The following is a 15316-nucleotide window of genomic DNA, read 5'->3' as shown; positions in this document are numbered from 1 at the left end:
TGCACACAACTCTCAGTGTGCTGATTCGATCAGTGACCAATCAGTCGAGATGAGCCAACGCCGCATCATAGTCGGGTTCCTGAACGATTTCAGGTACCAACTGGGTGTAGACTACTTTGTTGTTCTCATCCACCACAACCACAGCGCGTGCGCAGATGCCAGCGAGTGGACCATCGCTGATCAAAACACCATAGTCTTTGGCGAAGTTGCGGTTATGCATCATGGAGAGTGAAACGACATTCTCCACGCCCTCAGCACTGCAGAATCGACCTTGAGCGAAGGGGAGGTCAGCAGAGATAACCAGAGCGACAGAATTGGACTTGTCAGCCATGGCTTTGTTGAAGGTGATGGTTGAGGTTGCACAGACACCGGTGTCAAGACTGGGAACGATATTCAGCAATTTCTTTTTACCGGCGTAATTCTGTAAAGAGACATCTGACAGATCACCAGCCGTCAAAGAGAAATCCGGTGCATCAGAGCCGACTGCCGGCAGCTCGCCATTGGTGTTGATTGGGTTGCCTTCTAGAGTGATCGTTGCCATTTCTTAATCCTGTTATTTGAGTTGAATTCTAAGAATAGCGCAGATTTTAGGAAGAACACTCAGTAAGATAAACCCTATTTTATTTATAGTAATTATTAAAAAGCCTGAATTGAATCGAGAGTCAGGTCAGGGATTGATCATCCGTTCGTACCCTGGTCTTTGCTATGGGGAGTCAGTGGCGAAAGTTGATCGGTGCTCAGTTGATCAGTGGATGTCTCAGCTCTCCAGGCTGAATGGAATTGGTTTCGTGATAGTAGGTCCGACGGCAGAGTCCTGAAGAGGAGTAATTATCCGATACGGATGATTACCCCGTCGATTAAGAGACGAGTTCCTGATAGATCTCAGGTGTCACCTCCCGGGTAATCCCGAGCAGTGTTTCCCGAAGTGGATCTGACATGACACTGATGTCATTGATTTTGATGATCTCTTCAAATGATGGAATACCGGAGATTTCCGTATTTTGAATAATTACATCATCTGAGGGCAGTTCAGTGGAAACCGGACAGGAGATCAGCATCACAGGCAGATCACCCAGGCTATCCACATGAATCGTCTCCAGATTAAAGCGCAGATCCTTCAGCAGATTCCTCAGGCCGGTCTGTTTCTCCAGCACTAGGTTCAGTGTCATGCACTGCAGTAAGGTATGTGCCAACTCATCCTGAATCTGGCTTCTGATGCCTTTCAACAGATCGGTTATCTGATTCGGTGCCATGCCAGGATAGGAGAGTATCCACTGCAGGGGTGAGGTGACCGTCAGTTCTGCGGATTTTCCCTCATTTTCGGCTTTGTAGGGGTATGTGACCGGTGTCAGTGCGGGGGTGGCCGCAAAAATATCCAGCGGTGGTGAGATATCACTGTCCAGTGAAAACGGCTTTTGCCTGGCAATGGAGAGGTAGTGCTTTTTCAGCTCTTGAAAATTCTTCTCTGCACCCTTGACGGAGGATTTGGAGCCCCCTCGGATGTACTCACCAAGGATCGGTTGAGGTGAAAAAAGTGGTGCCAGGGTAGACAAATAGGACTTGAGTTGTGTCTCGATCCGTTCAGATACTGAGCGGGTAAGCTTGCGGAGTTCTATCAGTCTTGGAATGTCGAAAGAGTCTGTCATGAGATGCCCGCTTATTATTTGCCTGAGAACCAGGATTTTCAGGCTGTTTATCCAAACGACAAGGCCTTTTCAAAATGTGTCGTCCTAGGGCCTGTTAATACGAATCCAATATACCCTGCTGGGGTGGTCTGATTTTGTGTCCAGCAAGGCACAACAGGACGTATTCGATTCGCATTCACAGCCCCTTGGTAAGAAAGCTAATCAAATAAATGAGTTACGTCAATAAGTTTTTGTTGATTTGCTACACTCTTTCAGGAAAATGGACGATATTGTATAGTGAACTAAGGCAAGAACCGCCACCATCAGGTGGCTGCAGGATATGAAGTAAGATATTGGGTCCATTGGCGTAGCCACTGAAGTTTGAACCCGGTATTTTACGGCTCCGCTTAGCCATGAGTGATGTCTGCCTCATAGGGCTCGGAAGAAGGCCTTCCTGTGTTTGTTAGCGCAGTTGTAGGAGAGGTGATTTGGATAACCAATATCCTATGCCGGAATCGATCGGAAGATTCCAGTTGGTGGAAGAGGTAGGCGAAGGCGCAATGTCGATTGTCTACAAAGCTTTCGATCCCGAAATCAATCGGCCTTTGGCCATCAAGCTGCTCCGTGGAGAGTGTGCTGTTGATCCGGAATACCGATATCGCTTTCTGCAGGAGGCCAAAGCTGCAGGTAAACTGACCCATCCCAATATTGTCACGATTTTCGATGTTGGCGAAGTTGAGCAAGGGCCATATATCGCCATGGAGTTTCTCGAGGGACAAACCCTTGAGGAGATCATGGATAGTGAGCAGGATATTACAACCCGTGATGTGGTGATCTATGGGATCCAGTTGGCCGAAGCGCTCGACTATTCCCATGCCCGGGGAATTGTTCACCGGGATGTCAAACCAGGAAACATCATCTCCCCCGGTTATGGCCATACACTGCGTATAACGGATTTCGGCATCGCCAGAATGGATGCTCCGAATAAAGAGCATAAAACCAGGATCGGTTCTGTTCTTGGTACGCCTCAATATATGTCACCGGAACAGGTTGAGGGACAGCAAGTGGATGGTCGATCCGACCTGTTTTCACTCGGTGTGATTCTCTATCAGCTGCTTACCGGTGAGAAGCCGTTTGTATCGGAAACCCTGACCTCTTTGTTGATGAAGATCGTGCAGGAAGAACCTGCACCGATCGATATCAAAAAGACAGACATACCTCAAAGCCTGAAAGCGATCGTTGAGAAGCTGCTCAACAAGAATCCTGATCATCGTTTTCAAACCGGTAAAGAGCTTGCCAATGCGTTGCGCCAGGTGATCCATGAGATCGATGAGAAGCAGCAGCATTTCAATGAGTCAAAGATCCTGCCGTTGCGCATCAAGTGGACAGCCGTGATGGCAATGGTCGTTTCGCTGGCAATGGTTTTAGGTTCCTATCTGGTCTATCAAAAGCAAGTAGATACGATGACGGAACTGACCCTGGACTCAGGTGGCTCTTTGGCGGATTTCATCGCTATTGAAAGTGCGGAAGCCGTATTGATACAGGATTGGGTGGCGGTTGAGACCTTCGTGCAGGAGATAAACGATCGTCAACAGATCAGCTATCTGAAGATCTTTGATCACAGACGGGTTTTACGGGCAAGTACATCACCGGATGAGGTAGGCGAAACTCTGGAACAATCGCTAACTGGCGAGGTGTTGAAAGAGGAGGGGGGGATCGTCATCTCCGAAACCGAGTGGCAGGGAGAGGAAGTCTTTGATTTTCAAGCACCGTTGATCTTTCAGAATAAAACAATCGGCGGCGTACAGTTAGGTCTGTCTCAAACCCCATTGATCGCAGCAGCAGATCTGACGTTCTATACCATGCTCGGTCTTTTGCTGGCAGTTGTTATGACTGTGGTAGTGGTGGCCTATCTCTTGGCAACCGGTATCACGCTGCCGATAAAAATCCTCAGAAAGGCGATGCGGCATATCAGTCAGGGTAACTACGCGTATCGGATACGCCAGGAACGTAATGATGAATTGGGCTTGATGTTCAAGGATTACAACAGGATGGCAGAGGAGCTGCAGAACAAGCAGCAGGCTGATGTGGTGACTGAGGATCAGACACAATCCGATCTCAATACACAAACAGCTGCTCAAACCCAACCGCAATTTGAGCCTGAGACTGAGCATGAGGATGATGATGAGACTCGGATTGCGCCAGTAAAGCAGCCTTTAGATGCTGTAATTGGCGTGGATGATAGTCAGGAGCTAGACGATGATATGGATGATGCGACTAGAATCATAAAACGAAACTAGGCTGTTATGAGAATCTCTCTTCGGCATACGGCCACAGTTATCGGCGCTCCGTATCGGTATCAAACTGACAGATTGCAGACAGCCGCAGCAATAAGCCTCGATAAACGATCAAAGTTACTCATCGCCAGTTTGTTTCTCTCTCTCTTTGTTTTGTTGGCTGCAGGGTGCTCGTCCCGTCCTGTGACAACTGAAATTCTGGCCCGGGATAGCGAGTTTATTGTTCTCAGAGTGGGAAATGAGGATGCCAGTGAACTTGCGCGTCGTTATCTGGGTGATGAGAAGCTTGGTTGGCTGATAGAGGATGCCAACCATCCTCGATCCATTGCATCCGGAAATGAGATCATTATTCCACTGCAGAATAACAACCCGATAGGCTTCGAATTTGAAGGTTATCAGACTGTTCCCATCCTGTGCTATCACCGCTTCGGCAATAAGGGGGGGCGGCTGGAAATCAGTGCTGAGCAGTTTGAACGGCAGCTTGCCTACCTCAAGCAGCATGACTACAGAGTGATTCACCTTGATGAGCTATATGGTTTTTTGAAAGGTGAGCGTGCCTTGCCTAAGCGATCGGTGGTTTTAACCATAGATGATGGCCATCGGTCCATCTATACAATCGCCTATCCACTGCTTAAAAAGTTCAATTTTCCTGCAACGGTATTTGTATATAGCGATTACATGAATAACGGCGGATTGAAAACAAGTGAACTGAAAGCTATGAATGCCAGTGGCTTGATCAGTTTGCAGCCACACTCCAAGACTCACTCGAATCTTGCGCTGAATGGGGTTGGGGAAAGTAAGTCTGATTATCGTAAGAGAGTCAGGGATGAAGTTCGTATACCCAGCCGTAAATTGGAAAGTACTTTGGGAAAGGCACCAAAATACTATGCTTATCCATTTGGTGATACCAACACTCAGGTGATTGATGAGTTGAAGGCAAACGGTCTGTTGCTCGGTCTGACAGTTCAGCCCACTGCCAATGCTGCATTTACCTATCCCTACCTTCTGAACAGAAGCATGATCTTTGGTGACCGGGGCATGGATGATTTTATTGCAAAACTGAAAACCTTCCAGGCCCGGTGATGATGTGATCAGTTTTCTGCGCACTTTTTCGTTTTTACTCGTCACTCTGTTTATTTTAGCCAGTCTGGGGTGTGCGAACAGACAAGTTGTAAAGAGTGGTAGTACAGGAAGTTACTCCAATCCAAATAGTTTTATGCTAGCGGCAGCCAAACATGAACAGAAAGGAGATCTCTACAGGGCACTGATGGAATATCGTCTTGCCCGTACAATATCATCTGAAAGCAGCGAGCCAGCCAGAGAGGTCAAGAGGCTGGAAAACCTGATTGCAGAAAAAACAGCTAAGTTGATGGCGATAGCCGAAAAGAAGTATGAGCGAGGTAAAACAAAAAGTGCTGAGGTGCTGTATTTGAAAATACTGACCCTGGATCCACACTATAGAGCTGCCTTTGACAGACTGCGTGATATCAATAAAAAACAACTTCAAGGGAAAATGCAGCAGAAGGTGGCGCTCTCCCAACGTTATCGAAAGAGCATACGTAAGAAGAATCGGCAGACTGAAGATGAGGGGTATATCTATTCCCGTCAGGCCATATTAGAGGCGGAAAATCGTGCTAAGGATGTGGCGGGTTATGTTGCCGAGCTTGAAAAACATATAACTAAGTATCCAAATGACATGGAGCTCAAAGAGATGCTGTTGAATGTTCGGATTGTCCAGGCTCGTGCTGCATTTGGGGCCTCAGATTACAACAAGTCACTGAGCCATCTGGCAGCAGCAGAAGAGTTGCTCAGCAACGATGAAAAGCTACTGAAAAAGCTATCGGGCGCCCGTAAAGATTTTGGTAAAGAGCTCTATTTGAAAGGATTGAGAAGTCTCCGTTCCGAACCGGTCAATGCGATAGAGCTTTGGCGGACAGCATTAAAGTTTGATCCCCATGATAAGCGTACTCAACTGAGGATCGATCGTTTTGAAAACCGCTAGACTTCTGGTTCTGGATACAATTTACTCTGAAAAATTTCTACTTACTGCGACTCTTTACTGTTCCAGGGTACGCGAAGGAGCTTCAAGGTGCCGAATGGAATTACCAGCAGCGCGAGTATAATGAACATTTCGTACCAAGCCAGGCTGGTGAGTTGAGTGGTGGCCGGGTAACGGGCTTCGAGGTAATGAACAAATAGCAGCAAAGGCAGAAACAGAGTGCCTATGGCAAAACTGGTAAGTGCTATTTTGTAGAGTCGTTCCATCATATTTGATAGCCAAAGGTCAAACAAACTTCAGTTACGAATCAGCTTACACTCCTGTAACAACGTAACCAGTGACATATCCATCTGTCTGAGTTAGCGACTCATTTCAGAGCTTCTTAAGCTAAAGGACTTTAAAAAACAGCATGATGCGAATAAAATTCCGTGTAAGAATGATAATTTGTGAACGGAAATCTTTTTTCAGGATTTCTAATACCCAGTTACAACATCAGTGATCGCGCACAGGTGCATTAGATGGATCAGGACCATGGTGTTCACACAAAGGTCTATTTCTGTTAAATCAGCTTGTTATGCCTGTAACTTAAAGCTGGAAGTGTTGTAGGTGACGATTCTGGGTTGGATCTATTTGATTAGGGATATGGATTATGGAGTTATGGGTCAGGTTCGAGTATTTGGGTAAGCAGGGATTTGGCACTTTACGGAATGATCATATTGCTGTTTATCAAGGGGATATGTTTCAGGAGTCAAAAGCAACGGGTGAATTTCTACCGGTTGCGGATATTAATCTGTTAATTCCCACTCGGCCGTCGAAAATGATCGGATTGTGGAACAATTTCCGTTCAAGGGCTGCCAAAGAGGGCTGGTCTCAGCCTAACCATCCACTCTATTTCATGAAGGCCAATGGCTCCTTTCTGGCAACCGGACAGACGATACGACAACCGGAAACCTATGATGGGCCCGTGGCATTCGAAGGTGAGCTCGGCATAGTGATCGGTGAACGTTGCTGCAACATCAACGAAGATGAGGCTGACAGGTACATTTTTGGATACACCTGTGTCAATGATGTTACCGCCAGAGGGTTGATGAAGGAGGATCCGTCATTTGTTCAGTGGACCCGGGCCAAAAGTTTTGACACCTTCGGCGCTGTCGGGCCGGTTGTTGCAACGGGACTCGATGTTGACTCATTGACTGTCAGGACACTGGTCGATGGTGTAGAGCATCAGAACTATCCGGTTGAAGATATGTTTTTCTCACCAAGAGAGATTGTAAGCCGGCTCTCGAAGGATATGACACTCAATCCCGGAGATGTCATTGCCTGTGGTACTTCATTGGGCGCAGGACCTATGTCTCAGGGATCCACAGTTGAAATAAGAATTGATGGAATTGGCTCTTTGGTAAACCTGTTTGAGTGATTGTCAGGTTATTTCAACAACAGGGAAATTCCACTGATGATGAGCAGTACGCTGATCCCCCGTTGAAAGGTCTGCTGGGAGAGGTTGCTGTGTATTTGTCCACCAATATACATACCGATAGCCATCAGAGGAATTGCAACCGCAACGACTTTGAGTAACGCAAGGTCGAAGAAACCGGTTGCCATGTATCCTATTAAGCGTCCAATACCATCGATTAGAAAAATGGTTGCAAATGTCGCACGAAATTCTGTTTTGTTAAGTCCTCTGAGTTTCAGATAGAGGACATAAAATGGTCCACCGGTTCCAAAAAGAGTGCCAATAAAACCTCCCAGAGTGCCACCAGGGGCTGCCCATAGCAAAGAGGGTGCGGCGTTCGGGGTTACGCTGAAGAGTGAATAAACAGCGAATAACAGCAGAAAGACACCCAAGCCATAACGGAGTACCTGAGCATCAACTGAATTGAACAGATAGAGAGCCATCAGAACCCCGACGATCGAAAAGGGGACTAGTGGCAAAATATCCCGCCAGCAAATCGCTTCACGGTGCTTTACACCATGGCTTGCAGAAGCCATGTAATCCAGTAAGACAATCAATGGCACTGCAACTGTCAAGGGAAGCATCAGTGCAAGTAAAGGGATAGCAATAAGACCTGAGCCAAAACCTGCAATACCTCTTACCAGATAGGCAGAGCAGATAATGATTGCAGCAATTATTATATTTGTTGTCGAAAGTGCTTCAAGCACATTAAGTCCGTTTTGCTAGATATCAATATCAAATCTATTGCTGCGAACTGAGGGTTCCATTTAAGATTACATACCGATAAGCAAAACTCGCTTTCAGCCAGATTCCGTTCGAGATTATCCCGCAAACAATTCCCAAAAATATTGTTCAATCCAGGAGTTTATCCAATAGATCACAATATGTGCAGCGCTATTATTCATGCTCTATTAAAGAAGTCAATTGAGCAATGTCAATAGAACTAAAGCATAGCTCATCGCTACGAAAAATTGTGATTAAAACCAGTTTGTTTCAAATATATTTAGTAAATATAGGAATTTAATTCATGTTGTAATTATTGAATTATCTCATCCCAATTGAGACATGGATAAACACAGGAATGCGTTACATAATAACCTAAAGTGGAGTGCAACAGGCAGCCAATCCCAGATGGGTTGTTACTGCTGAAATAGGTTTTTGTTTTAGCTTTGGGTTGTAAGCATGAGCGGCGGGTGATTTTCGGCCTGATGTTGTTGATATTATAAAATAGAGTTGTAGAGAAGTAACTTGATCAGCTTTGATCAACGTTAAAGGGGCTGCTTAAGTATAGAAAAACAAGACTAAGCTACAAAGCTTTGCTGTCAATAAAATGCGTAGCTGATCATGACATTTTCAGTTACTGGCTGAATCAAATACTCCAGCCAGTCACATCGCTGGATCCTTTCAATTGGGCTTTGAGTCTATCCGCTGAATCTGCTGTTTCATCTCCAAGGCTCGTGCTTTGTAACCCGGCGCGAGTGAATGGTTTGGATCAAGTTCCAAGATCTTATTCCAGAATCCGATGGCTTCATCAAGCTCCTGTCGGCGAAACAGTTGCATGGCCTGACGATGGTAATTGTCAGTGAGTTGATTTCTTACCCTAACTTGAGACTCTTGTGCTGACAGGTTGTCAGGGTCATAGGTCAATACCTGTCCATAGGTGCGATAAGCGGTTTGATACTCTCCGCCACGCTCTTCATTCGCTGCTTTTTGTAGCAGCTTCCGGGCTTCGATCTTGTCTTCCACATAGATCAGTTGATTGATTGCGCTGCTATCGGAGGCATCGAGGATGATAAGCTTTTCCAACGTATCTCGAGCATTTTCAAGATCATCCTGTCTGATCAATTGGTTTGCATACTCCGTGTAATAGCTTGCCAGCTGGCTACGTATCTCTGCTGCTTCGGGGTTACGGCTGTTTTCACTTTCCAGTAGATAGATGGCAGCAGGCAGGTCTTTTTCGGCATGCAGCTGCCGGGCAGAGCTCAGTGTGTCATCACTACTTGGGGTACGATCAACAACTGTGGTTGCCGTCTCTTCCGGCTGTTCGAGGTCAGCTTCAGGCTCTACCACCACAACTGTTTCCGAAGCTGGTTCAACATCCGTAACCGGTTCAACTGTGGTTGTCGGCGTTGGCTCGTCCAGCTGGGAAGTCGCTGTTTCCGGATCGGTAGAAGCGTCGGTTTCTACCAGGCTCTTTGTGGGTTCTTCAGTCAAGACCACTTCAGGCTTCTGCTTGGGTTTTGCCTTGATTTTGACCCTCTCCGGCATCACCCCTGGTACACGAATTCGCTGCCCTGGTGCCAGTTTACTGGGGTTATCCAGCTTGTTGTATCTGGCGAGAATGACAAATTTGTAGGCATCGTTAAGAAAATTCTTAGCAATCAGGGAGAGCGAATCACCCGGCTGCACATCGTAAAAGAAGTTTTTAAGTCCGAGATACTCGATAGGATCTGCATCCATCTGCTCCAGCAGATGGTTGGCCCGGCTATGATCTGGATCATCCATCAAGGCCCAGTTCAGCTGGTTACGGGCATTCTCATAGTCACCCTGCTGCAGATGTTGCAGCGCTTTTCGTACCCGCTGATTGGGCGTCAGTGAATCGGTAGGTGGAGGGATAGCCTCTTCGATTGGTTCCGGCTCCATGGCCACCGGTTGCGCCTCTTTTTTAGGGCCGGTCAACTGACAGGCACTGAGAGCCAGCACTGAAATGACAATGAATAGGAATTTGTAGAAATCCCGAAAGCTGGCTACCTCATTCACTTCTTAGATTCCTTTTGGCTGCTTGTGGCAATTAGCTGGATTGTCATGTCGATCAATATAGCAGATTAGGTTTCATCGGGCTGCTGGTTTTGCACGGCTTTCGCTTGCACCATGACCAGGGTGACATTATCTCTGGCACCTCTCTCCATGGCCAGGCTAATGAGTTGCTGCATAGCATCCTGAAAGCTGTAACGTCCTAGAATTTCGGCGATTTCTGCATCCTTGACCTCTTTATTCAGGCCATCACTGCAGAGTAAAAACAGGTCGCCGTCACAGGGTTCCACCATTTCCGCATCCAGCTCCAGAAGCTCTGCAGCACCGACTGCCCGGGTGATGTAGTTGGCGATGGATGACTGTTCGGCTTGATCGGAGGTGACCAGGCCTTGTTCGATCATCTCTTCAATCTGGCTGTGATCGCGGCTGAGTTGCTTCAGATTTCCGCGACGATAGAGATAGATGCGGCTGTCTCCAGCCCATTGATAAATGCAGTAACCATCATAGGCCAGCAGGGTAACTACCGTTGAGCCGATGATCTCTCCACCCCGCTGATGGGATTCCAACAACAGATGTTGATTGACCTGATGCAGGCTTTGCTCAACATTTCCGGCAAGTTCACCGATTGAGTTACCTGGATTGACTGATTTTAATTCACTGACAATCATGCCAGAAGCAAGATCCCCGGCTGCATGCCCACCCATTCCATCGGCAACCACCCAGATTCCCAAGTCAGCCCGATCGAGGCAGGCATCTTCATTGATGCTGCGCACTTTACCCTTATCAGTCAAGTGGGCAGAGACCCAATAGAATCGATTCTGGGTCATAAGGATTCTGGTGTTTCTGAAGTGGCGAACCCCATGCTGTAGGCACCGGTTTCTATCTCTTCCCAGCCATGTTCTGTCCAGGCGCCATCGATCAATGCACTGGCTCCTCTTATCTGTGGCAAACCCTGACAGATCAACAGTGAGGGGGAGATCCGCTCTGAACCCTGTGTCCACCAAATACTGTAGGCAAATAACAGTTTTTTCATCAGGTGGGGCATGAACAGGGGATAGAGGCCACGCAATGCGGACTGTTCCTGCAACTGAGCATGCCAGGCATTGTTCAATGGGGTAACGGGTGCATCCGGTTGAGCCTGCTCTTCACGCTCTGCCGTCGGTGCGCCGAGCTGACTCAGCTGCTGTTCCAACGCCTCCATCTGGAAACCATCATCCAGGCAGGAGAGGGCAAGTTCTTCCAAACGGGCAAACCAACTCTCCGATTCCTCCATGAACAGAAAAAGATTGAATTTCGGATCGAGTTTTGCTGCCAGCGTAAACGGATAGTAACGACCGACCCGATCGACGCTGGGCATCAGGATTCCTGCCCACCCCTGTTCGCCGCAGATTCCTGGCGAGAGTGCGAAACGCCACATGGGACTGGTCAAATAGTTATCGAGCCAGAAATCCCCCAGCTGCTCCCGACTGTTGGCGATCGCCTCCTGCATCCAGGTCTCCCAAGGGGCAATGAAGCCGCGTGGAAGCCGGCGGGTGACAAAATCCCCCAGTGAAGGAATTTTACCGTAGAGGCCTGGAAAGTCCTCGTTTTGCAATGAGTTCAAAGTCTGTTCGGACACCGGAAGTCTGCCAATTCTTTTAACTGGAATGGATTGAGTGCACCACTAGCACGTAGTGCAAAACGGGATTTACGACCACCCACATCAAAGCTCACATTGATGGTTTCAGGGGTGTTGGTGGCTTCGGTTGCAGCCTGATCGATCATGCGGAACCAGCCCCAGGGTCCATCCTCAGTCAGACCTGAGGGTTTATTCCCTGCGGGCGGCGCAAGCAGAATCTTGGCATCGCTGATGCCGGAATCATCCGGCCAGGTGAGTCGGTTCCAGCGGGTCGGACCATGGTTGTATCTGACCCGCTGCTGATTGATCAACAGGGTGATCTGGGTGATCGTGGTGTCCATGCTCAGCGGTTTGATTTCGAAGTTTATCTTCGGCTCCGGACTACTGCCGCTGAAGAAGGCATCCCGGATAACCGCTGCCCGCTGAAACTGTCGCAGGGTACTGGTTGGTATACCCAGGGTTTTATTGCCCGCCGCATTCCAACGCCAAACTCTGCGTGAGGTATCGACAAAATCGATCAGGTAGGTATTGAAAAAGTTCTCCATCATCCCGCCTGGGCCGAAGAAGCGTCCAAAATCACTGATCGTCACTTCACGTACGCTGTTACGCTCCAGTGGATAGCGTCCCGCCAGACTGCGCTGACAGAAAGGCAAGAGCCGGGTGTTCCAGACTGAATTGAGATGGCTTCTGACCCCTGAGACGGTCAGATTGGAACTGCCGTCCGCCAGGGTATTGATCATGTCGGCCAGTGGACCGGGTTGACGCTGTGCCTCCAGTTTCAAACGGCTGATCACGCCACCGGATGCAGGATCTCGTGCAGCGTTGAATGCCTGACTCGACTGATTACCGGCAGAGGCAATGGAGTTCATATGGGCATACAGTTCGTTGAGCATCTCCAGGGTTCTCTCCAGCGGAGCCTGCTCACCCTCCTGGGCATTGATCATCCGGTTCAGTTCGGCGAAATGTTGATCCACTGGTGTGGTCAGCAGCTGCCTTTCTGGCTCCTGCTGGCTCTCATCCGGTGATACCTGAAGGATTGATGCCAACTGCCGGGTAATGCCAGATCCGTGCTCAGCCGCCAGCTCCGCCGCCTTCTGAGCGCCTCCCGGCAGGCGGGAGAGGGTAGTCTGCTCCTGTACCAGTTTCAGATAGCGGCGTAGCGGCGATGTAGGTCCGGAAAGAACATTCAACACCTCTACCGCCTGGCGCATGTTGTTGAAAGGTTTCACCCGTATATCCGCCAGCTGTTGTTCCCAAATACGGATGTACTCGGCGTAGTAGAGATCTTTGACCCGGCTGCTGAGCCTGGTCAGGTCGGTCTTGCCGATGATCCTTTCCAAATCAGGGCCGAGTATCCACTTCTCCTCGAGCAGTTTATTGGCAATCGACAGGTGATCCTTGAGGAACAGTTTATGATATCCCTGATAGGTAAACAGGCTGGGAATCTGCTTGTCCAGCGGTTCACCGGAGCGTCGACTGAAGACCAGTTCCGCATCAGGGCCGATCTCCTGAGTCAGTCGCAATGCGGCTACCGAGCCCCCTGCGGTGGTGCGTTTCATCCGATCATAGACCCGATCGGCGAGCGGTACTCTTAACAGGTCGTTGCGCACCCGGCCGATCAGTGCCTCATCCAATGGAATGGTTGGCGGCATCGGCATCTGGCTGAGCAGGGCGTCCAGATGACCCGCCAGGGCCTGACGGGCCTGGGCATTTTCCCCACCAGGCAGGCTGAGTTGCCACTGTAACAGTATCCAGGCCTTCACAGTCTCGGCATCGTAATGCTCTTTATCATCGAACATCAGATAGACCTTGAGCGCCTCGTACAGATAGTCAGGGTTGTTACCCTGCTGTTTCAGCTGATCTTCAAGACTGAGAATAATGCGTGGCAGGAACAGGTTCTTTAGGCTGTTGTGGTAGGCATTGATCGCCTCGCTGCCCAGTTTGTCACCCTGGTAGAGTCCGAGTCCCATCAACCAGGGGATCTCTTTCTCCTGATCCTCATAGCCACCTGGGATCCGTCGCACCAACTCCAGGGCGGGCACCACATTGGTCAAGGTCAGATCATCTGCGGCAACCCCGTTGACTTTTTCATCTGCGGCATTGGCCTGTATGGCTACCTGATCGATATAGCTTTGATTGCGGCTGTAGCTGGTAAACCAGGCAATGCCGGCCAGCAGTGCCAGGGAGATGGCGCCTACATAAGCAATACGCTGTAGCCATGCCCGCTGTTTCTCAACCCGGGTATTGATACCGGCCAGATGGGATTCGGCAAATATCAGATCCTTGAACAGCCTGTTGATGAAAAAGCTGCGGCCGGTACCGGAAAAGGCTGGGGCAATCTGACGGTTGAGGCCGAACTCCTGGGCCATCGATCCAAGCAAGCGGTCGATCGGTGTGCCTTCCTGAGTACCGCTGGTGAAGTAGACACCCCTGACCATTGGGGTCTCTTGAAAACGGTTCTCACTGAACGCTTCCTGGAGAAAGGTCTCCGCCGCTTCACGCAGTGCGCTGAACTGTTGTGGAAAGGAGTAGATCAACACCCGACGTTTGACGTCCCGTTCCTGTTCAAGCCGATCCATCAGGCGGGCATCGATACGCTGCTCCAGGGCCTTGAACTCTCCCTTGAAGTGGTTGATCACATCATCCTGGCTGTCTTTTTCGTTGAGCGGAAAGGTCATTCCCCAGACCTGGTTACGCTCATCACGACTCAGGTTTTCGAAAAATTCATTGAAACCCGCCAGCAGGTCGCACTTGGTGAACAGTACATAGATTGGAAAGCGGATACCGAAGTGGTCGATCAGCTCCTTGACCCGCAGACGAATCGCCTTCGCGTGATTGATTCTCTCGATGTCGGTCAGCTGCAGAATATCCTCCACGCTGATGGCCACCAGGGCGCCGTTGATCGGTCTGCGCTTGCGATGTTTTTTCAGCAGATCAAGAAAGCCCATCCAGGCTGCCCGGTCCACCTCTTCATAACTGTCCTGGGTGGTGTATCGGCCTGCAGTATCGAGCAGTACCGCATCATCGGTGAACCACCAGTCACAATTGCGTGTTCCACCGATACCCTGTACCGCATCGTTGCCCAGCTTGTCCGCGAGAGGAAAGTGCAGCCCCGAGTTGAGCAGGGCAGTGGTTTTACCACTTCCAGGTGGGCCGATGAACATATACCAGGGGAGCTGATAGAGATATTGGCTATCCTGTTTACCCCCCAGTTTCGACTCTTTGAGAATGCGGATGGCGTCGTCCAGACGTTGCCCAAGAATCTGCACCTCTTCCGCCGACTCCTGGGTCGATACGGAGGTCTGCTCTTTCTGACCGACCACAGACTCCAGCATCTGCTGGTTTTTCTTGCGTGCCGCAAACAGTCGTCTGGCCTGATTGGCGGCCCAGAGCAGGACGATCACACCGATGGTAATCAGTCTGGCGGTGGGCGAGGCAAGGGGCTCGCTGCCGGCAAAGGCAAACAGGGGACCGATCAACCAGATGATCACCGAGATCGCGATCAGTCCCAGGATGGCGACAAACCAGCGGTTTTTTATGATTCTCAATATTGCCTGCATGGTGTACGCA

12 protein-coding genes are annotated in these 15316 nt (G+C 49.3%); 4 read left to right on the top strand and 8 right to left on the bottom strand.

From position 1 onward, the window contains the following. Nucleotides 1-40 precede the first annotated feature (40 nt). On the bottom strand, nt 41-541 hold the full coding sequence (tpx, locus tag A3193_RS08270) for a thiol peroxidase (RefSeq protein ID WP_069005892.1): 501 nt from the start codon (nt 539-541) through the stop codon (nt 41-43). 316 nt (nt 542-857) lie between these two features. Then, nucleotides 858-1646, bottom strand: coding sequence for a hypothetical protein (locus A3193_RS08265; protein WP_069014504.1), 789 nt, complete (start codon nt 1644-1646; stop codon nt 858-860). A gap of 467 nt (nt 1647-2113) precedes the next feature. On the opposite strand from A3193_RS08265, the gene A3193_RS08260 reads away from it, so the two are divergent. The 3 genes from A3193_RS08260 to A3193_RS08250 all read left to right on the top strand — a co-directional run bounded on the left by A3193_RS08260 (nt 2114) and on the right by A3193_RS08250 (nt 5924). Further along, nucleotides 2114-3925 carry a protein kinase domain-containing protein gene (locus tag A3193_RS08260; protein ID WP_139117035.1) on the top strand — a complete coding sequence of 604 codons (1812 nt, stop codon included), beginning with the start codon at nt 2114-2116 and terminating at the stop codon, nt 3923-3925. Nucleotides 3926-3997: 72 nt separating this feature from the next. Further along, nucleotides 3998-5005: a polysaccharide deacetylase family protein gene (locus A3193_RS08255; RefSeq protein WP_162273740.1), complete on the top strand. Its 1008-nt coding sequence runs from the start codon at nt 3998-4000 to the stop codon at nt 5003-5005. 4 nt (nt 5006-5009) lie between these two features. After that, on the top strand, nt 5010-5924 hold the full coding sequence (locus tag A3193_RS08250) for a hypothetical protein (RefSeq protein WP_141694771.1): 915 nt from the start codon (nt 5010-5012) through the stop codon (nt 5922-5924). Between the two features lie 41 nt (nt 5925-5965). On the opposite strand, the gene A3193_RS08245 is transcribed toward A3193_RS08250, so the two are convergent. Beyond that, nucleotides 5966-6190, bottom strand: coding sequence for a hypothetical protein (locus A3193_RS08245; protein WP_069014501.1), 225 nt, complete (start codon nt 6188-6190; stop codon nt 5966-5968). 380 nt (nt 6191-6570) lie between these two features. Between A3193_RS08245 and A3193_RS08240 the strand changes: the two genes are divergently transcribed. Beyond that, nucleotides 6571-7338 carry a fumarylacetoacetate hydrolase family protein gene (locus A3193_RS08240; protein WP_069005886.1) on the top strand — a complete coding sequence of 256 codons (768 nt, stop codon included), beginning with the start codon at nt 6571-6573 and terminating at the stop codon, nt 7336-7338. Nucleotides 7339-7346: 8 nt separating this feature from the next. Here the strand turns inward: A3193_RS08240 and A3193_RS08235 are convergent, their stop codons facing one another. The 5 genes from A3193_RS08235 to tssM all read right to left on the bottom strand — a co-directional run bounded on the left by A3193_RS08235 (nt 7347) and on the right by tssM (nt 15294). Beyond that, complete coding sequence (locus tag A3193_RS08235; RefSeq protein WP_069005885.1) at nt 7347-8081, bottom strand: sulfite exporter TauE/SafE family protein; 735 nt, start codon at nt 8079-8081, stop codon at nt 7347-7349. Between the two features lie 697 nt (nt 8082-8778). Next, nucleotides 8779-10134, bottom strand: coding sequence for a LysM peptidoglycan-binding domain-containing protein (locus A3193_RS08230; protein ID WP_069014500.1), 1356 nt, complete (start codon nt 10132-10134; stop codon nt 8779-8781). Between the two features lie 65 nt (nt 10135-10199). Continuing rightward, the gene (locus A3193_RS08225) at nt 10200-10955 is read right to left on the bottom strand and encodes a PP2C family protein-serine/threonine phosphatase (RefSeq protein WP_069014499.1); all 756 of its coding nucleotides are present in this window, start codon (nt 10953-10955) and stop codon (nt 10200-10202) included. Beyond that, nucleotides 10952-11746 (bottom strand): type VI secretion system-associated protein TagF, encoded by a 795-nt coding sequence (tagF, locus tag A3193_RS08220; protein ID WP_162273739.1) that lies wholly within the window; start codon nt 11744-11746, stop codon nt 10952-10954. Before tagF ends, A3193_RS08225 begins: the two co-directional genes overlap by 4 nt. Then, nucleotides 11728-15294 (bottom strand): type VI secretion system membrane subunit TssM, encoded by a 3567-nt coding sequence (tssM, locus tag A3193_RS08215; protein WP_162273738.1) that lies wholly within the window; start codon nt 15292-15294, stop codon nt 11728-11730. Before tssM ends, tagF begins: the two co-directional genes overlap by 19 nt. Nucleotides 15295-15316 lie beyond the last annotated feature (22 nt).

Origin of the sequence: Candidatus Thiodiazotropha endoloripes (assembly GCF_001708965.1) — a bacterium.
Lineage (GTDB): Bacteria > Pseudomonadota > Gammaproteobacteria > Chromatiales > Chromatiaceae > Thiodiazotropha > Thiodiazotropha endoloripes.
This window is presented reverse-complemented; position numbering and strand designations above follow the sequence as displayed.